Origin of the sequence: Haloferax elongans ATCC BAA-1513 (assembly GCF_000336755.1) — an archaeon.
In the GTDB taxonomy this organism is placed as follows: domain Archaea; phylum Halobacteriota; class Halobacteria; order Halobacteriales; family Haloferacaceae; genus Haloferax; species Haloferax elongans.
In genome coordinates, this window is the sequence record NZ_AOLK01000014.1 from 1 (window position 1) to 18,536 (window position 18,536).

The 18,536-nt window shown below is 62.9% G+C and carries 20 protein-coding genes; 11 read left to right on the top strand and 9 right to left on the bottom strand.

From position 1 onward, the window contains the following. From C453_RS06510 to C453_RS06520, 3 genes are all read left to right on the top strand, one after another. The coding region (locus tag C453_RS06510; protein WP_008323451.1) for a beta-CASP ribonuclease aCPSF1 at positions 1-1,169 on the top strand (1,169 nt) is incomplete at its 5' end. A 114-nt stretch (positions 1,170-1,283) separates the two neighbouring features. Next, positions 1,284-1,667 (top strand): methylglyoxal synthase, encoded by a 384-nt coding sequence (locus C453_RS06515; RefSeq protein WP_008323452.1) that lies wholly within the window; start codon positions 1,284-1,286, stop codon positions 1,665-1,667. Positions 1,668-1,729: 62 nt separating this feature from the next. Further along, positions 1,730-2,158, top strand: coding sequence for a DUF7332 family protein (locus tag C453_RS06520; protein ID WP_008323453.1), 429 nt, complete (start codon positions 1,730-1,732; stop codon positions 2,156-2,158). On the opposite strand, the gene C453_RS06525 is transcribed toward C453_RS06520, so the two are convergent. Next, a complete protein-coding gene (locus C453_RS06525; protein WP_008323454.1) occupies positions 2,155-2,958 on the bottom strand; it encodes an endonuclease III domain-containing protein in 804 nt (267 codons plus the stop codon). The genes C453_RS06520 and C453_RS06525 overlap by 4 nt on opposite strands. 140 nt (positions 2,959-3,098) lie before the next feature. Between C453_RS06525 and C453_RS06530 the strand changes: the two genes are divergently transcribed. Then, positions 3,099-4,013 carry an alkaline phosphatase family protein gene (locus C453_RS06530; RefSeq protein ID WP_008323455.1) on the top strand — a complete coding sequence of 305 codons (915 nt, stop codon included), beginning with the start codon at positions 3,099-3,101 and terminating at the stop codon, positions 4,011-4,013. A 36-nt stretch (positions 4,014-4,049) separates the two neighbouring features. Here the strand turns inward: C453_RS06530 and C453_RS06535 are convergent, their stop codons facing one another. Next, positions 4,050-4,475 carry a DUF371 domain-containing protein gene (locus C453_RS06535; RefSeq protein ID WP_008323456.1) on the bottom strand — a complete coding sequence of 142 codons (426 nt, stop codon included), beginning with the start codon at positions 4,473-4,475 and terminating at the stop codon, positions 4,050-4,052. A 298-nt stretch (positions 4,476-4,773) separates the two neighbouring features. Between C453_RS06535 and C453_RS06540 the strand changes: the two genes are divergently transcribed. The 3 genes from C453_RS06540 to C453_RS06550 all read left to right on the top strand — a co-directional run bounded on the left by C453_RS06540 (position 4,774) and on the right by C453_RS06550 (position 7,964). Then, positions 4,774-5,697 (top strand): coiled-coil protein, encoded by a 924-nt coding sequence (locus C453_RS06540; RefSeq protein ID WP_008323457.1) that lies wholly within the window; start codon positions 4,774-4,776, stop codon positions 5,695-5,697. Positions 5,698-5,791: 94 nt separating this feature from the next. Then, on the top strand, positions 5,792-6,793 hold the full coding sequence (sppA, locus tag C453_RS06545; RefSeq protein ID WP_008323458.1) for a signal peptide peptidase SppA: 1,002 nt from the start codon (positions 5,792-5,794) through the stop codon (positions 6,791-6,793). Positions 6,794-6,836: 43 nt separating this feature from the next. Further along, a complete protein-coding gene (locus tag C453_RS06550) occupies positions 6,837-7,964 on the top strand; it encodes a DUF373 family protein (RefSeq protein ID WP_008323459.1) in 1,128 nt (375 codons plus the stop codon). Positions 7,965-7,975: 11 nt separating this feature from the next. Here C453_RS06550 and C453_RS06555 read toward each other — a convergent pair whose 3' ends face one another. Then, a complete protein-coding gene (locus tag C453_RS06555) occupies positions 7,976-8,167 on the bottom strand; it encodes a DUF7333 family protein (RefSeq protein ID WP_007538883.1) in 192 nt (63 codons plus the stop codon). Positions 8,168-8,281: 114 nt separating this feature from the next. Next, complete coding sequence (locus C453_RS06560) at positions 8,282-9,064, bottom strand: aldo/keto reductase (RefSeq protein WP_008323460.1); 783 nt, start codon at positions 9,062-9,064, stop codon at positions 8,282-8,284. Between the two features lie 209 nt (positions 9,065-9,273). On the opposite strand from C453_RS06560, the gene C453_RS06565 reads away from it, so the two are divergent. Then, complete coding sequence (locus tag C453_RS06565) at positions 9,274-9,486, top strand: hypothetical protein (protein WP_007538885.1); 213 nt, start codon at positions 9,274-9,276, stop codon at positions 9,484-9,486. 77 nt (positions 9,487-9,563) lie between these two features. Further along, positions 9,564-10,289: a DUF6517 family protein gene (locus tag C453_RS06570; RefSeq protein WP_008323461.1), complete on the top strand. Its 726-nt coding sequence runs from the start codon at positions 9,564-9,566 to the stop codon at positions 10,287-10,289. Here C453_RS06570 and C453_RS06575 read toward each other — a convergent pair. Together C453_RS06575 and C453_RS06580 are read right to left on the bottom strand one after the other, a co-directional pair. After that, on the bottom strand, positions 10,283-11,146 hold the full coding sequence (locus C453_RS06575; RefSeq protein ID WP_008323462.1) for a 2-oxoacid:ferredoxin oxidoreductase subunit beta: 864 nt from the start codon (positions 11,144-11,146) through the stop codon (positions 10,283-10,285). The genes C453_RS06570 and C453_RS06575 overlap by 7 nt on opposite strands. Next, complete coding sequence (locus C453_RS06580) at positions 11,143-12,906, bottom strand: 2-oxoacid:acceptor oxidoreductase subunit alpha (RefSeq protein ID WP_008323463.1); 1,764 nt, start codon at positions 12,904-12,906, stop codon at positions 11,143-11,145. The genes C453_RS06575 and C453_RS06580 overlap by 4 nt, the downstream gene beginning before the upstream one ends. A gap of 284 nt (positions 12,907-13,190) precedes the next feature. Here C453_RS06580 and C453_RS06585 point away from each other — a divergent pair, with 284 nt between their 5' ends. Both C453_RS06585 and C453_RS06590 read left to right on the top strand, forming a co-directional pair. Then, complete coding sequence (locus C453_RS06585; RefSeq protein WP_008323464.1) at positions 13,191-13,835, top strand: FAD-dependent oxidoreductase; 645 nt, start codon at positions 13,191-13,193, stop codon at positions 13,833-13,835. 120 nt (positions 13,836-13,955) lie between these two features. After that, positions 13,956-14,888: a phosphotransferase family protein gene (locus C453_RS06590; RefSeq protein WP_008323465.1), complete on the top strand. Its 933-nt coding sequence runs from the start codon at positions 13,956-13,958 to the stop codon at positions 14,886-14,888. Positions 14,889-14,913: 25 nt separating this feature from the next. Here the strand turns inward: C453_RS06590 and C453_RS06595 are convergent, their stop codons facing one another. The 3 genes from C453_RS06595 to C453_RS06605 are packed head-to-tail and all read right to left on the bottom strand — an operon-like array spanning position 14,914 to position 18,471. Further along, positions 14,914-15,741 carry an ABC transporter permease subunit gene (locus tag C453_RS06595; protein WP_008323469.1) on the bottom strand — a complete coding sequence of 276 codons (828 nt, stop codon included), beginning with the start codon at positions 15,739-15,741 and terminating at the stop codon, positions 14,914-14,916. Next, complete coding sequence (locus C453_RS06600) at positions 15,738-16,517, bottom strand: ABC transporter ATP-binding protein (RefSeq protein WP_049907554.1); 780 nt, start codon at positions 16,515-16,517, stop codon at positions 15,738-15,740. Before C453_RS06600 ends, C453_RS06595 begins: the two co-directional genes overlap by 4 nt. Beyond that, a complete protein-coding gene (locus C453_RS06605; RefSeq protein WP_008323471.1) occupies positions 16,510-18,471 on the bottom strand; it encodes a NosD domain-containing protein in 1,962 nt (653 codons plus the stop codon). Before C453_RS06605 ends, C453_RS06600 begins: the two co-directional genes overlap by 8 nt. Positions 18,472-18,536: the final 65 nt, after the last annotated feature.

Sequence of the window (18,536 nt, forward strand, 5' to 3'; positions counted from 1 at the left end):
TTCCGCTTCTGTTCAAGTACGGCTACGACGGCCCCATCTACACGACCGAACCGACGCGCGACCTGATGGGCCTCCTGACGCTCGACTACCTCGATGTCGCGTCCAAGGAAGGCCGCACCCCGCCGTACGAGTCCGAGATGGTCCGCGAGGCCATCAAGCACACCATCCCGCTGGAATACGGCGACGTGACCGACATCGCGCCCGACGTGAAGCTCACGTTCCACAACGCGGGCCACATTCTCGGCTCGGCGGTCACGCACTTCCACATCGGCGACGGCCTCTACAACGTCGCATTCTCCGGCGACATCCACTACGAGGACACGCGCCTGTTCAACGGTGCCGTCAACGACTTCCCGCGCGTCGAGACACTTGTCCTCGAATCGACCTACGGCGGTCGCAACGACTACCAGACCGACCAGCAAGACTCCGAGCAAAAGCTCATCGACGTCATCAACGAGACGTACGAACGCGGCGGGAAGGTCGTCATCCCGGCGTTCGCAGTCGGTCGGTCACAGGAGATTATGCTCGTCCTCGAAGAGGCGATGCGCTCCGGGAAGATTCCGAGCATGCCCGTCCACCTCGACGGGATGATTTGGGAGGCGACGGCCATCCACACGACCTACCCCGAGTACCTCCGTGATGACCTCCGCGACCGCATCTTCCACGAGGACGAAAACCCGTTCCTCGCCGAGGAGTTCAACCACATCGACGGCGGCGAAGAAGAGCGTCAGGACGTCGCCGACGGCGACCAGGCGATTATCCTCTCGACCTCCGGTATGGTCACCGGTGGCCCCATCATGTCGTGGCTTCGCCACGTCGGTCCGGACCCGGACTCGCGTCTCGTCTTCGTCGGCTACCAGGCACAGGGGACCCTCGGCCGCCGTATCCAGAACGGCTGGGACGAGATTCCCGTCAACGACGGCGACGGCCGCGGGCGCTCTGACACTCTCAAGCTCAAGATGGACGTCGAGACGGTCGACGGGTTCTCCGGTCACGCCGACCGTCAGGGCCTCGAAAACTTCGTCAAGACGATGAACCCACGCCCCGAGAAGGTGCTGTGTGTCCACGGCGACGAGCGCTCCGTACAGGACCTCTCGTCGGCGCTCTACCACAACTACAACATGCGGACGTTCGCGCCGAAGAACCTCGAAACGTTCCGGTTCAAGTAACGGCGCGTCGCCTCAGAGAGCACGTTTCTCGCCCTCCGGTATCTCTGTTGGTCGCGTCTCGCCAGCGGCGACTGTTCGAGTAAGATTCATGAGTACACTCTCACGAGTGAACCTATGCGTCTCGCACTCATCGCGCACGACGAGAAGAAGCCGGACCTCATCAAGTTCGCCCAAGACCGGAAGGCGGACCTCGAACAGTTCGAACTGATGGCGACCGGAACGACCGGACAGCGACTCATCGACGCCACCGGACTCGACATCGAGCGCAAGCAGTCGGGGCCGCTCGGCGGCGACATGCAAATCGGTTCTGAGATTGCCAGCGAGACTTGCGACGGCGTTATCTTCCTTCGGGACCCGCTGACGGCCCAACCACACGAACCCGATATTACGGCGCTTCTGCGCATCTGCGACGTTCACGGCACGCCACTGGCGACCAACCTCGCCAGCGCGGACGCGGTCCTCGACGAACTGCTCGACCAGCTCTCTGACGAGTCGTAGCCACGTATCAGCAGTGATAATTGTCGCGGAATCTTAAGTAAGCGCTCGCGGTAGTGGTGTGTATGCACACTGCGTTTCGCCTCTTGGTGGTGGTGGTGCTGGTACTCACCGTGGCGTCCGCCCCCGCCGCGGCCGCGAACGCGACGTCTCCATGCTTCCCCGGTGAGGGACACCAATTCGACATCGGTGACGAGGGCAGCACTATCGACCTCGTGGTCTTTCTCTCCATCGTCGAGAATCTCGGCGGCCCCGGTGGCTTCGGCCTCGAAGCGGCCGGTGGCATCGGTGACCAGCAGATTATCCAACTTCGTGCTGGTGTCGTCTTCGATGGAGTCGGTCCACTGACGGACTTCCTCTCGAACCCGTTTTCTCGCTTTAGCGTCGTCTACGACTTCTCGCTCGACTTCCCGATGTTCTCGGGGTCGGGCATCGATTCGAGCTACGAAGACGACGGGTCGCCGGTGGAGGGCGTGAACACGACGAAGTGTTAGTCGTCCGCGGACGCGGGGTCGGTCACCGCGCCTGTCGAGACGTCTACACCGACCATATCACACACGTCGGCCATCGGACAGGCTTCCGGGCCATCCAGACACGCGGGCTTGCGCGCCGTACAGTACTCACGACCGAATTGAATCATCGCAGTGTGTCCGAAGCCGCACGCTTCGCCGGGGACGTCGCGTTCGAGTCGTTCGCGGACGCCCTCGTGGTCTGCATCTGCGGGAGCGAGGCCGATGCGACGCGAGATACGGTGGACGTGGGTATCGACCGGAAAGACACCGTCGCGCCCGCCCGCGAACAATAAGACACAGTCGGCTGTCTTCGGCCCGACGCCTTTCATCTCCAAGAGTCGCTCGCGGACGGTTTCGGGGTCGGCCTCGCGGATGTACGTGTCGAAGTCGGCTTCGCTTCCGAAGTCCGCCAGCACCGCTTCGGCGACGCCGATGATGAGTTTCGATTTCTGGTTGTACAACCCCGCGGAGCGAATCGCCTCGACGAGAGCCTCGCGGTCGGCGGCCGCGAGCGACTCAGCGAGGTCACCTCCGCCAAAGCGTTCCATCAGCCTGTCGTGTGCGGGCTGGCTGGCCTTGTCGCTCGTGTTTTGGCTGAGAATCGTGCGGACCAGACACTCGAACCCGTCCTGTCCACCGTAGGCTTTCTGCCAGTACAAGTCGCCGAGGCGGTCGACGACGACAGCGGCGCGCGTGGTTGCCGACTCCGATAGGTCGACCGCGACTTCCTGGCCGCCACCACCGGGACCACCGCTGATGTTCTCGTCGGGTTCGCCGGGCATAGCTGTCAGTTACGATTCCGTGGGGATAAACAGCCTGTCAGCAGCCACCGTCAACATACGAAACATATCAGAAATATGGTCATTCTCTGCAGAGATATAGTAGAACAACAAACAAATACCTGCCAAACGTTACCATTCCTATGTATTCTGCTGCGCAGGTCGCACGTGGGTTGCGGAGGCCACGGTTAATCGCCGAGGAGATTAACCGGCTCTACAACTCACAGTTCGGATCGAAGTCGTACAACGACGACGGGGTCGACTTCATCACCGAAGAGTGGGACACGCTCGTCCTGCTCGATGCCTGTCGCGCCGACGTGCTCCGCCAGTGCAACCCGTTCGACGCCGAGGTCGGAACGCGCACGTCGCGCGGCTCACAGACTATCGAGTTCCTCCGCGGCACGTTCGAGGACAAAGACCTCCTCGATACGGTCTACGTCACGGCGAACCCGCAACTGTATCGGTTGAACAACGGGGTGTACGACCGCGGCGAAGTCGACGTGACGTTCCACGCCCAGATAGACGTCTGGAAGGACAACTGGGACGACGAGGTCCGAACTGTTCGACCCGAGTGCGTCACCGACGCCGCCATCGAGGCCCACCAGACGTACCCCGACAAGCGCGTCATCGTCCACTACATCCAACCACACGCACCGTTTCTCGGTCCCACCGCCCAGAAGCACTTCCGCGGCGACAGTCTCGCGTTCGACTGGGAGACACGAGAGGGTGCGAGCGACGAAATCGTGCAACAGGCGTACAAAGAGACGTTAGAAGTGACCCTCCCCGAAGTCGAGCGCTTAGTCGAGTCGATAGACGGGAAGGTCGTCATCAGCTCTGACCACGGTCAAGCGATGGGTGAGCGAGGGTTCCCAGTCCCGATAAAGACCTACGGCCACCCGCCGAGCAATTACATTCCCGCACTCGTCGACGTTCCGTGGGTCGAACTGCCTTTCGAGCGCCGACGCGACATCGTGGCGGGAACGCGGGCGCACGTCGAACATGACCCTGTCGAACACGACATCGTCCAAGAGCGCTTGGTCGACCTCGGGTATCGCTGACTGCCGCTTTCGGCGCTTTTGGCTTTTTCGAGGGAGTTACTCGACCTGTATCGTCAGCGTTAGCTCTGCACCGTCGGCAAGTGCGTCGACGAGTTCGCGGTCGAAGCCCGCGGCGGCGTGCTCCGCGCCGACCATGCCGGTTCGCTCGTCGATGTAGTCGCTCGTTCGGAAGACGATACTCCGGTCGCCCTCGAACGTCAGGTCGGGGTGGCCGCGGCCAGTGACGACCTGCTCGTACGTGCGTGCGCCCGAATCTACCTCGATAGCCACTTCGATAGTGGCGTCGTGCGACTGGCACGCGTCGACGAATGCGTCGTCGAAGTCTGCCGGCGTCCGGTCCGCCTCGACGGCGAGAATACAATCACCAGCGGGAGTGAGCCAGTCGTCCGACGTGACCTCGAACGTACTCGCGTGTTCGGCGCTGACGTGTTCGTGGCCGAGTGCGCGAATCGTCTCTCTCATGGATGCCCGTCTGTAACGACGCGGTTTAGCCCCCTCGATTTGCTCCCTTTTTATATTATCGTGTGAATAACTCACATGGTGAATTCTGTAGAGAGAAGCGGTGTGGTAACTGTTTTCACCCGTTTCAGCACCGAAGTACTTATTACTTCGACGCCTGTATGGACATATACCTGAGCGCCTCCGGCGTTCCGGCGGCATCGCACGCAGAATGATCGGGAATTCTTATCCACGGTCGGTCGCACTCCAAAGAGCAGCCGCCACGCACGGAGTGGTGATGGTATCGAGGCTTGATTAACCAATGGTAACGAAGCAGGAAGTGCTAGAAGAATTCGACGTACAGGAACTCGCAGAAAACAACAACATCGATCTCCCAGAAGAAAAACTCGAGAGCGGCTCGAAGGGAGAGCTCATCAAACTTGCCGGTCAACTCCGCGACCGACGTAACGAGCTGAACCAGATGGCTTCTGAGCGCGCCTCCAAGCGCGACGACCTCAACGCGATGACTCGCGAGAAGGTCGACGAGGCGCAGAAGCACCGCGAGCAGCGTGACGAGATGAACGCTGCGGTGCAGGAACACAAGCAGAAGCGCAACGAGCTCAACGCGCAGGCCAACGAGCTGTTCGACGAGGTCGACGAGATGAAGAGCGACCTCGAACTCGACGACGGCAAGGACATCGACGAGCTCAAAGAGGAGATCGAGCAACTCGAGTTCCGCCAGCAGACCGAAGTTCTTTCGACAGAAGACGAGCGCGAACTCATCGAGAAAATCGAGAACAAGCGCGACGAGCTTCGCCAAAAAAAGGATAAGGTCGAAGAGAGCGGTGACCTCGAAGAACTCATCGAAGAGGCCGAAGAGGTCCGCTCCGAAGCGTCCCAGCACCACCAGAAGGTGACTGAGCTGGCAGACGACGCACAGGAGCACCACAACCAGATGATCGAGGCCTACCGCGAGGCCGACGACATCCGTGACAAGGCCGACGAGATGCACGAGCTCTTCGTCGAAGCCCAGGAAGCCGCCGACCGTCACCACGAAGACTTCGTCCGCGTCCAGAAGCGCCTCCGCGAACTGGACAAGAAGGAAGAGCGTCAGCGCAAGGACTCCCGTGCCGAGGAACGCGAAGCCGCCAAGGAAGAGGCCGAGGAGATCTACCAGAAGTTCAAGGAAGGCGAGACGCTCGAAACCGAGGACCTGATGAAGCTCCAGAAAGCGGGGCTTCTCTAAACCCGGTCAGGTTTTTCTTCTCTCTCTTCGTCGCGTCTGCGACGACCCTGTTTTTAAGGCGACCGCGCCCCGAGCGTCGGCTACGTGATTCACCGTGACTGATACACTCACTCGCGTACTGCAATTTGCGATTATCCTCGTCGCCGCAGTCGTCGCGGCGGTCGTCGGATGGATCGTCTTTTTCGACCTCCCGGGTGACCTCGCGGACCTCTTAGGCGTCCTCTTGGTCATCGCAACGGTCATCGCGGCGATTCAATTCGGTGGCCGAATCGCCGCGTCGGCGTTCCCCTCCTACGACGTCGCGGAAGTTGCCGTCGAGGGGCCGATTACCCGTGACGGTGGACGTGGACCGCTTCCCGGTGGTGCTATCGGGACGCCAGCCGACGACATCGTCGAACAGATAGACACCGCTGCCGCCGACAGCAACGTCGAGGCACTGCTTCTCAAACTCAACACGCCGGGCGGAGAGGTGCTCCCGAGCGACGACATTCGGCGGGCTGCCGAGTCCTTCGACGGGCCGACAGTGGCCTACGCGACCGACGTGTGCGCCTCGGGCGGCTACTGGATTGCAAGTGGGTGTGACGAACTCTGGAGCCACGACGCGAGCATCGTCGGCTCTATCGGCGTCATCGGCTCGTCGGTCAACGCGTCGGAACTCGCGGACCGACTCGGAATTACTTACGAGCGCTTCGCCGCCGGGAAGTACAAAGACGCTGGCAACGTGCTAAAGGAACCGAGCGAGGACGAACGCGAGTATCTACAAGGACTCATCGACGACTACTACGACGACTTCGTCGAGACCGTCGCCGAAGGCCGCGGAATGGACCCCGAGACGATTCGCGAGACTGAGGCACGTGTCTACCTCGGCGACGAGGCACACGAAATCGGACTCGTAGACGAACTCGGAACCCGAGACGGCGTCGAAGACAGACTGGCCGACCTGCTCGACCGCGACGACGTGACTGTCGAGGAGTTCACGCCCGAGGCTGGCTTCATGGCGCGACTTCGCGGTGGGGCCGAACGCGTCGCGTACTCGTTCGGTGCCGGTGTCGCCTCGACGCTCGACGCTGACGACGGATTTACCTTCAGGTTTTGACAACCGGGAGGGTTTTTAGCCCCCGGTCGCATTTGGCTTCCACGTGACAACGCTCGTCCTCTGTGTCGACCGGGCGAACGATATCGGCCGGAAGACGGGGCTCTCGACGCCCGTCGTCGGCTGGGAAGCGGTTCGGTCGCTCGTCACGGACGTCGGCCTCGCCGACCCGGAGGATTCGAGCGTCAACTGCCTCCTCGAAGCGCTGCGTGTGACTCGCGAACTCCGCGACGACCGCGAATCGGCGGAAGTCGCGGTCATCTCGGGGTCGAGTGAGTCGACTGTGGGTGCCGACAGAGCGGTCTCCCAACAACTCGACGACTTGGTCGAGCGATACGACGTAGAGTCTGCTGTCGTCGTCATCGACAGTGCGGAAGACGAGCGACTCGTCCCTGTCGTCGAAAGTCGCCTTCGCGTCGACGCCGTGGACAGAGTGGTCGTCAGACAGGCCCACGACATCGAATCGACGTACTACCTGCTCAAGCAGTTCCTCGCGGACGAGGAGTTGCGCTCGACGGTTCTCGTCCCCGTCGGTGTCGGGTTGCTTCTCGTTCCGCTCTTGCTCGTCCAGTTCACGCCAGCGGTCGCGATGGCGGGGCTAGCGGCGCTTCTCGGTGCTGTCTTCCTCTACAAGGGACTCGCAATCGACGAGGTACTGTCGAATGCCCCGGAACAAGCCCGCGACGCGCTCTACTCCGGGCAGGTGTCCGTAGTCACCTACGCAGTCGCGGCCGGACTCGCCATCGTCGGACTGTTTCTCGGGGCACTTTCGATTCGGACGCTCGACGTTGCGGGCGACGAAGTGCTGGTCCCGTCGCTTCTCTTCGTGTACCACAGCGTCCCGTGGCTGGCACTCGCTGCGCTCACGGCCAGTGCTGGGCGACTCCTCGACGAACTCATCGGGAGCGAATCCATCTCGACGTCGTATATGAACCTCCCGTTCGGCGTCATCGCAATCGGACTCGTTGTCCGCGGCTTCGCCGGGTTCCTGCTCGAACGGCAGGCGGAACTCGCCCATCTGGTCTTACTCGGACGGTTCGAACTCACGCCGATACAACGGCTGACGATGTTCATCTTCGCGGGTATCGTCATCAGCCTCGTCGGCGTCCGCATCTCGGCGACCGTCTCGGACGAGACGCTCGAAGAGGTGGTCAACGGGAGAAACGAAGGGTGAGGAGTCTGCCGTCAGTTGCTCGCCCGAAACTCACCGTGTTTGACGCCGATAGCGAGCGTGAGCGCACCGAACACGAGCATCGCCGGCGTCACCATCATCAACACGGTACTCGTCGCCATCACGCCCATCCCGACGAGCGCCGCGGTTCCGAGTGCGACGAGGCCGACGAGTAGTGCAACTGTCGTTGGAAGGGTGAACTCCATACGAATCCGTCGGCACGCAGGTAACAAATCGGTTGTGGCTGCGGGTTGGTTTTCGAAGCCCGTTCGAGACAAAAGACACCCAGCCAGGACAGCGGGGGATAACGCGCCGGTGACTTACCAGGGCGCGAAGTCGGGGTCGACGCGGCGGTCGACCTGCTCGATAGCGTCTATCGCGTCGATATCTTCGTCGTCGAGGTCGAGCGCGAGCGACTCCCAGTTGTCGCGGATGTGCGCCTCGCTCGTCGCTTTCGGGATGGCGGTGACACCTTTCTCACGGAGCCACGCGAGCGACACTTGTGCCTCGCTCGCACCGTGTTTGTCGGCGATGTCGGAGAGGACGTCGACATCGAAGACGGTCCCACGGGCGAGTGGAGAGTACGCGACGATTTCGACGTCTTCCTCGGCGCAGACCTCGCGGAGTTCGTCTTGCTGAAGAAGCGGGTGGAGTTCGATTTGGTTCGCGAAGATACCGGCGTCCGAGCGTTCGACGGCGTCGCGGACCTGCTCGGGTTCGAAGTTGGAGATACCGACGCGCTTCGTGAGCCCTTGCTCGACGAGTTCGTCGAAGGCGGAAAGCGTCTCCACCGGGTCGTACTCACGGGCCGGCCAGTGGACGTACAGCAGGTCGACGTAGTCGACGCCGAGTTTGTCGAGGCTCTCTTTCGTGCTCTCGATGACGTCGTCGTGGCCGAGTTCGTTTATCCAGACCTTGGTCGCGAGGAAGATGTCCTCGCGGTCCACGTCGGCGGCGGCGATACCCGCGCCAACGTCCTCTTCGTTGCCGTAAATCTGGGCCGTGTCGATGTGACGGTAGCCCATCTCCAGCGCCGTCTGCACCGCGTTCGCGCACGCGTCGGGGTCCGTGTTCTCCCACGTCCCGAGACCGAGCATCGGCATCCCGTTGGCTGTCGGCACGTCGTCCGCAGAAAGCGCCTGTTTTGACATACCCGTGACCACGGCAGCGAGTTGAAAAGGGGTAACGGAAGGGTACTGGATTTCCGCCTTTGTGGAGGAGTTCGATGCCAAATCGCCTCGTCGTCACCCGATACCCCGGCGACAGAGTTTTCATGTGACATGGTAGCATATACTATGTTGGGTGATTTGGGATGTCCACTACATCTGAGCCACTGACCGAGGAGAACACGAACGCGTTCGCACACCGTATCGCGGGTGACTCACTCGTCTACGAGTGTCCGAACTGTGAGTTCGGTGAGGTACTCCTGACGGAACTCATCGAGTCGGACGACGCCCGCTGTCTCGAATGCGGGACGCGTTATCGACTCAGCGTGGACGTCGTCGAGGAGCCAACACCTGAGTAGGACGGTCTGAGGACGTTCCTCGACCGACTGTGCCGCCGAGAGTGTCTCTTCATGTCTGTCGAGCACCTATTGCTAGCATGCCACACAAACGAACAGTTCCGGCCGTCGCACTCGTGTTCGTCGTTCTCTTCTCGGGTTGCCTCGGCGGCGCGACGACGTTCACGGCCGAACCGGCGACGATTCCGGCTTCGGCGTACGAATCACACGGGTACGTCCACGGAAACAGTACGCTTGTTCCGCTCGGCCAGCGCGTCGGCGTCGGCCCGGTCTCGCGTACGGTGGGTGTCGAAGTGTGGGCCTCCGGCTACTCGAAGACGACCGCTGACGAGGATATCACCGGGCTGGCCGTCATCTCGTCGCCGAACGTCCGCGTCGCCGGTCAGTCGGTGAACCCACTGGCGAGCCTCGGGAACCGCGAACTGGTCGGCGCTGGTCTCGACCTTCTTGCGGACGCACAAGCCTTCGGAAACGTCTCTGAGGTCAACGGCCTCCGTGAAGTCGACTCGCGGCCCGTGACGATGCTCGACGAGGAGACTGAACTCGTCACGTACGCTGGGACTGTCGTCGTCGAACCCGGCGAGACGACTGTCGATGGCGACTCTGTGGAGCACGAGGGTGGCAGTCTCGACGTTCGCATTCATCTGGCGACAGTCGAACACGAGGGCGACGTTATCGTCGTCATCGCCGTCCACGGTGCAGACGTCGACGAGACGGACGCAGTCGAGGCGCTAGCCAGCGCTGTCGAACATCCGGGAACGGTCGAAAGAACGGTAGAATTCGGAGGGTCGAACGCGGTTCAGTAGAACTCGCGAACGAGGTCCATGGCGTCGTCGGGTGCGCCCGACGGGATGTCGGACATGTTCTCGGTGACGCCGAACTTCTCTTCGTAGGAGACCGAGCTTTCGTCTTTGTAGATGACGCCCTCGTACTCCTTCGAGGAGTCGAGAATCTTGTCGGTGGCCGCGTCGTAGTCGGTCGGGTCGTGGTCGGTGTCCGCGAGGTCGACGAGGTTGTCGCGGAAGTAGTCGTAGGTGTCCACGTCGTTGAACGTGACACACGGACTGAACACGTTCACGAAGCCGAAGCCGTCGTGCTCGATAGCCTGCTGGACGATTTCGGCGTGGCGCTTGTGGTCGGTCGCGAAGGACTGTGCGATGAACGTGCCGCCAGCCGCGAGCGCGAGTGCGAGCGGGTTGACCGGGGGCTGCTTTGGCCCTTCGGGGGTCGTCGAGGTCTCGAAGTCCTCGCGCGACGTGGGCGAGGCCTGACCCTTGGTCAGCCCGTAGATGCGGTTGTCCATGACCGTGTAGGCCATGTCGACGTTGCGGCGGACGGCGTGGATGAAGTGACCCGCACCAATCGAGTACCCGTCACCGTCACCACCGGCGGCGACGACGGTCAGGTTGGGGTTGGCGAGTTTGACGCCGGCGGCGACAGGGAGCGAGCGCCCGTGGACGCCGTGGATGGCGTACGAGTGCATGTACGTCCCGATTTTGCCGGAACAGCCGATACCGGCGACCACGAACGTGTTGTCGGGGTCGTTGCCGGAGTTGGCCAGCGCCTTCATGATGCCGTTCATCGTCCCGAAGTCCCCACAGCCGGGACACCAGGTCGGTTGCTTGTCGGATTTGAAGTCAGTGAAGCGAACGTCGGAGCTCATGCTGAAACCTCCTCCTCGGATTCGAGGGTGGCTTTGATTCTCTCTGCGAGTTCGTCCGCCTTGTAGCGGACGCCGTTGTATTTGTTAATGCGCTTGACACGGGTTAACGTGTCGTGTTCGATGACGTTGGCGAACTGACCGGTCGCGTTACACTCGACGACGATGACCTCGTCGGCCGCTTCGATGTCGTCGGAGAGGTCGGGTCGCGGGAAGATGTACGGGACAGAGAGGAAACGCACGTCGACGCCGTCCTCTTCGAGGAACTCCATCGCTTCGACCATCGCACCTTCGTTGGAGCCCCACGAGATGATGAGCGTGTCAGAGTCGGGGTTGCCGAACTCACGCGGCGAGAGGTCTTCGTCGTTCTTCGCGGTCTCGACCTTGCGGTCGCGCTTGTCGACCTGCTCGACACGCATCTCGGTGTCTTCCGTCCGGCGACCGAGTTCGTCGTGTTCGAGACCGGTCGACATGTGTGCGCCCTGGTCCGTTCCGGGGAACGCACGCGGACTGACGCCGTCGTCCGTAATCGCGTGTGGCTGGAATCGACCCTTGTCGTCGAGCCACTCGTCGATGGAGTCGTCGTCGACGACCTTGCCGCGGTCGATTTCGACTTCGTCCATGTCGAAGGCTTCTGGGGGGAACGTCTGTTCCGTGACGGCCATCGCGAGGTCGGCCGCGACGTAGACCGGAACCTGGTACTTCTCGGCGAAGTTGAACGCCTCGACGGTCTTCCAGAAACACTCGTCGATGCTCGTCGGGGCGACGACGAAGCGCGGAACTTCGCCGTGGCCGCCGTAGAGCATCATGTTCAGGTCGCCCTGTTCCTGCTTGGTCGGCATCCCCGTGGAGGGACCCGAGCGCATGACGTCGACGATGACAAGCGGCGTCTCAGAGGTCGCGACGAGACCGAACGTCTCGGTCATGAGGTCGATGCCCGGACCGGACGTGGCCGTCATCGAGCGCGCACCGGCGCGTGCCGCACCGAGCGCGAGGTTGATGGCCGCGAGTTCGTCTTCCGCCTGCACGACGTGGCCGCCGTAGCGTTCGATGCGTCCAGTGAGGTATTCCATCACGTTCGTCGCGGGCGTGATGGGGTAGCCAGCGTAGAAGCGGCAGCCGGCAGCGATGGCTCCCATACCGATTGCCTGGTCACCGTTGAGCAGGACGTAGTCGTTGTCCGTCGTATCGAGGTCGTAGTCGAACTCGTGGTCGAATTCCTCGTGGACGTATTCGAGCCCTGCGCGGGCCGCTTCCTTGTTGTTCTCGACGATTGCCTCGCCCTTGCCGCCGAAGCGCTTCTTGAGGGCGCTGTCGAGGTTCTCGATGGGGAAGTCGGTGACGGCGCACGCCGCACCCAGCGCAACGACGTTGCGCATGATGGCGCCGCCCGCTTCCTCTGCGAGTGCCTTGAGGGGAACGTCCAGCCCGACCATCTCCCCAGGGATCTCGACGTCCGCCATCGTCGAGCGGTCGCCATCGTAGATGATGACCGAATCGTCGTGGAGTTCGTCGAGGTTTTCCTCGATAGTTCGTGGTGTGAGTGCGATGAGCACGTCGAGTCTGTCGACGACGCTCTGTACGGGGTCGATGGCAGTCCGAACCTTGTAGGCAGTGTACCCGCCGCGGATTCGCGAAGCGAAGTCCTTGGAGGTGAACACGTGTCGTCCAGCCCGGGAGAGTGCCTGAGCGAAAATCTTCCCCGTGGAGTCGATGCCATCGCCAGCCTCGCCGCCGATGGCCCAGTTGAAGTCCGCTGGCATGCTGACTGAAATCTACCCATAGCCGGGTCAAAAGCCTTCTGAAAATTTGTGTAAAACGCCACTCCAATACATAAACGAAAACCCGTCTTAGGGGGCTTGAGGGTGTACATTCCGATGGTTTCAGTAAGTCGAACAGGCACTGTATCGCCATGCGGTGGACAAGTGTCCAATTATTTCGTATTCGGGACTCTCGCGGCAAGTATGGCGGGTTCTTCAGAACACCATAACTTATTGATACGTTAATGAAGGCAAGGTCCTTGTGACCCTGCGTCCAACCGGGCCACATGGATGCAACCGTCACCGTCGCCGCGGTTCGCGACGTTGGACCCGACACGGTCGCTATCGAGTTCGAGACACCGGCCGCGTTCGAGGCCGAACCAGGACAGTTCGTGAAGCTCTCCGCAACCATCGACGGCGAGTCGTACGCGCGCTTCTACACCCTTTCGTCGCCGGGCGTGACGGACACGTTCGAAGTCACCGTCGGCATCGACCCCGAGGAGGGCGGCCCCTTCAGCCACCACCTCGAATCGCTCGCCGCGGGCGACGACATCGACCTCTCGGGACCGTTCGGCAACAGCTACTACGACGGTGACGCGCGCGTCGTCGTCCTCGCGGGCGGCCCCGGTGTCGGCCCGGCAGTCGGCATCGCGGAGGCCGCGCGCGCTGACGGCAACGAAGCCGCAGTCGTCTACGTCGACGACGCGCCCGCGCACGAAGCCCGTCTCGACGCGCTCCGCGAGGAGGGTGCGAGTGTGGTCGTCACCGACGACGAAGCTGACCTCGCGGACGCAGTCGCTGACGCACTCACGAGTGCCGAAGGAGAACAGGTGTTCGTCTACGGGTTCGCCGGGTTCGTCGAAGCCGCGACCGATGCTATCGAAGCCGCGGGCGGCGACGCCGACGCGGCGAAGGTCGAGAACTTCGGCTGAACGGTCTCGTTTACCAGCACGTTTAACTGTCACCGTCGATACTAATCGCTTGTCTTCTTCCGGCCGGAGCGGCCGCGCTATGCCGTCCCGGCCGGCCACCGCCCGTCAGCGGCGTACCCAATGGCACACGAAATAGCGGCTACGCTTGCACAGTACGCTTCCGACAGTCGAATCGTCCGCGAGTTACACGACGTTCCACCGTACCGCGTCTACGAAGTCCTGCTCGACGACCGGCGGGCGGTTCTCAAAATCGACGACCATCCGCGTGGTCACGCAGCAGCTGAGGGACGTGTCCACGAATACGTCGCGACAGAAACGTCGGCACCGGTTCCTGACGTACTCGCCGTCGGCTCTGACCACTATCTCACGGAATGGCGCGGTGAATTTGAAGAGTCGTCTGAAACTATTGATAGCGACTGGGCACACGCTGCAGGTGCTTGGCTCGGAACCCTGCACGCCGACACCACTGGCGAATTCGGCGGGTTTGGACAGCCCCGGGCCGGAGACGACACTCTCGAACTCAGTGTCCATGAGGACTGGGTCGACGCTGTCCGAGAGCGAATCGCACACCACCGTCCGTTCCTTTCGACCGTCGGATACGCTGACGTCGCGGACGCCGTCTCGCAGTTCTTCAGAGACCATCCACACGTTTTCGATGGTGCTGGCGGACCAGTCCTCTGCCACGGAGACGTACACCCTGAGCACGTCGTGCGAGCCGGTCGCGGCGGCACCGTTGCCATCGACTTCGAGCACGCGCTCGTCGCACCGGCCGAGTACGACTACTGGCGGACCGTGCTGCCGTACATTGAAGCCGACGACGACGTGGACTCGCGCGTCCTGCATGCGTTTCGAGCGGGATACGAATCTGTCCACGCGCTTCCCGCTGGCTTCGAGCAACGACGAGAGGTCTACCTCGTGCTGAATACGGTCGCGTTCATCGAGTCGCTCTATCTTCAGAAAACCGTCGAGCCAACGAAGCGCGACCAGATGGGCGAGTGGATGCGGACACGTGTGTTCAGGACACTCGACGAGATACGTGAACGGGAGTCCTAAGACCGGCCTCTGGGAGAACAGACGGCTACTCGACCGGCTTCCACGCGGTCACCACTGCCACGAAGAGTGCCCCCGCGAGCCAGCCGCCGAGTCCCACGAGCGCCACCAGCGGCGTCGTCGCCTGTCCCGTCTCGACGGCCACGCCGAAGACCAGCGACCGAAACGCACCGTTGGGACTCGCGGCGAGCAGGTACGGGACAGCGTCGATGCCGAACCGTCCCGCGGCCAGTCCGGCCACGGTGGCGGCGTCGACGCCGACGACGAAGGCGACGAGCAGGCCGACGGCGAGGGCGATTGCCTGTCGGGCCGTCCGTGCTGCGGCGGAGACAGCGAGCGCAACCGCCGCGGTTGTCAGTGCGAACACAACTGTGAGGACGGCGAACCGGACGAACGCGACCGGCGAGTCGGCGGCGGCGTTCAGGGCGAGGAACGTCGGGTCCGGCGGCGACAACACCGGAACAGTCGCGGCTGCGACGAAGAGTGACCCGAAGACGACGGCGACGAGCGCGAGACTCCGGCCGAGGAAGACGCCGCCGATGTAGGCAGCACGCTCCACGCCGAAGGTCCGTAGCACGTCCAACTCGCCGCTTCGTCGGTCCGCAAGTACTGTCCGGTAACAGAGCGCGAAGCCGAGAAGCGGAACGAGCGCCTCGACGAACGGGAGCAAGTCGAGGACGAGTGGGACGTACCCACCGCGAGCACCCGACCCCGCGGCCGCGACGCCGACGACAGTCAGGGCGAACACGACTGCGAGCGCGACCACCGCGGGCGTTCGAACGACAGTTCGGAGTTCGCGAGTCGCGATAGTAAAGAGATCGTCGACGGCGCTCGTGAGGTCCTCGGCGGTGCTCATCGACCCTCAACCTCCTCGGTCGAAACGAGCGCCCCGAACGCAGTCTGGAGGTCAGTTGCCCCCGCCGATTCGACCAACTCCTGTGGCGACCCGGTTGCGACGAAGCGCCCGCCATCAAGGATGACAACGCGGTCGGCCGTCCGCTCGACGGGACCGAGGTTGTGCGACGAGAGCACGACGGCTGTTCCTTCGTCTGCAAGCTCCGCGACGATTTCGAAGAGCCGTTCGACCATCCCCGGGTCGAGCCCGCTCGCGGGTTCGTCGAGGACGACTACGTCTGGGTCGCCGACGAGTGCTCGACCGAGTCCGAGCAGTCGCGTCATTCCACCCGAGAGGGCTTCGACGCGGCGGTCCGCAGCCCCGCTGAGGCCGACCCGGTCGAGCGTGGTGCCGATGTCCACACCCTCCTCGACGAACTGCGTGTAGAACCGGAGCGTGTCGGCCACAGTGAATCCCTCGCGGAACTCGGGGCGCTGCGGGAGGTAGCCGACGCGAGTTCGGTCTCCTGCCCCGATGGTGACTGTCCCCGAATCCGGTGCCCGAACCTTCGAGAGGAACTGGAGCAGCGTCGTCTTCCCCGACCCGTTCGGGCCGACGAGCGCGACAATCTCGCCCGGTTCGACCGACAGTGTCACGTCGTCGAGGACGACCACGTCGCCGAAGGCGTGTGAGAGTCCGGTCGCTTCGATGGCGACGTGAGACGGCGCGGACACAGACTCACTCGTCGAATCCCTCTCGGACGCAACTTCGCGGACCATTCCATCTCGGTCAGACATTGGGTTTCTCCGTGTGAGTCATCGCTTCGCTGGTGTTCGCAGTCTCAGTCTCGTTCACACTGGCCAGTGTCTCCGGCCGAACTGGCTCAGTTCGCGGTGCCGCATCGACGACGCCAGACCCACGAAGGCCAGCGACTTCGTCGCGGGCGCTGCGGAGGGCGTCCATCACGGGCGACCGGGACAGGACGAGCGCCCCCGAATGGCGACCGAGTTCCGAGTCGACCGGCCCGGAGGGTTGGAACGCCCGGTCGTATGCATCGTCCCCGTCTTCGTCGGCGAGTGGCAGGTCGCCCCAGTAGTTGCCCTCGCCGTCGGTCGTCCACGTTCGCATGGGTCCGAGCGTCGATTCGACCTGCACGTCGTTGCCGACGATGTCGTTTCCGACGACGACGTTCGTCGGGAAGGTCGAACTGCCTCGGACGCCGATGTCGTTGCCGACGACGACGTTTCGCGTGTACACCTGCCGGTCGCCGCTGACGTCCATGCCGTACTCGTTGTTCGCGAAGACGTTGTCGGCGACGTAGGTGTTGCTCCCGGCGGGGATGAACCCGAAGTCGGAGTCGCGGATGTCGTTTCCGACCACGAGATTGCCGACCGGGCGGGTCATGATGATGACCCCGATTCGCTCGTCTCGGACGACGTTGTCGGCGACGAGCATATCCGAGGTGTACATCTCGTGGACGCCGTAGCGACCACCTTCCATGTAGTTGTCTCGGACGACGCTCCCGTCGGCGCGGTGGGTGTAGACGCCGTCTCGGCCTTCGAGGAGCGTCGAGTGCTGGACGACCGATGGTTCGCCGATGAGCACGATGCCCATGAAGCCCTCCGAGGGCATCTCGGCTCCGCGAACTGTGAGGTTGTCGAGGACGCTGTCGGCGCTCTCGCGGACGATGACGCCGCTTGCGGGCGTGTCGATAGTGACGTTGCGGAGCGCCGAGTCGTTGGCACCATCGAGGACGACACCGGCGTCGCCCCGGCCGTAGGCGAGTTGGACGCGCGTGTCCCAATCGACCGACTCGTTCGTGGCTCGAATGCGCCGGGTGCCGACGCTGCCGACGCCGGAAATCGAGAGGTTTCCGACTGCCGCTTCGTCGGCCCGGACGTGGACGACCGTGCCGTTTCCGTCGCCGACGAGGTGCGTCGCGTTCCCAGCGCCGAGGAGCGTAATCGACCGATTCACGTCGATGCTATCGACCGAGTAGTTCCCTGCTGGGACGTAGACGGTCGTCCCTTCGGGGGCCGATTCGACAGCCGCCGCGATGGTCGGTGCGTCTTCGCCGACGACAGTCGAGACGGGCCGGTCGAACAGCGGTTCACGTGCAGCAGTGGTCTGGTCGGCCCAGTCGTGGTGGGACGCGACAGACGATTCGAAGGCGTCGAGTCGTCCCGAGAGCGAGTTTTCGGACCGCTCGCGGAGCGTTTCCCAGTCGACGACCGTGCCACCGTATTCGTCGGTAAACGACCGTGCTGCCGCGGGGTCAGAGAAGGGAACGACGATTGGCCCGGACGGGATGCGGGCGTCAGACTCGACGACGAACACCGCGTCGGAGGCCGCAACCCAGCCGGGGTGGCGGTTGTGTTCGGTTCGGAGATAGTCGTCTTCGTCGAGGACTGGCGACACGGTGGCGTAGTCGCTGACGAACACCGCCAGCGGGTCGCCGAACTGACGAGCGCTCTCTGGTGATGCGACATCCGCGGCAGCGGTTCCAACGCCGTAGTAGCCGATGATGTACCGATACCGGGAGAAATGCGCTTGTGCGACCGGAACTTCGAATCCGTCGGCCTTGGCTTGCTGGACGTCGACTGCGGTCCCACCGGTTTTCACGGTGTCGTCGAAGGAGACGGGCGAGACGGTGCCCGACACTGGGACGACGAAGGAGACGCTGGCGAGGACGAGCACGAGTGCGGCCACGCCAGCGACCCATCGCGTCGCAGTCGGGGTTACGAACGCCATCGAGTGTTCGTCTCCTCTAGGGGAGGGGTCAGTGATAGGCGCGATGGTCTGGCCGTCGAAGCGGG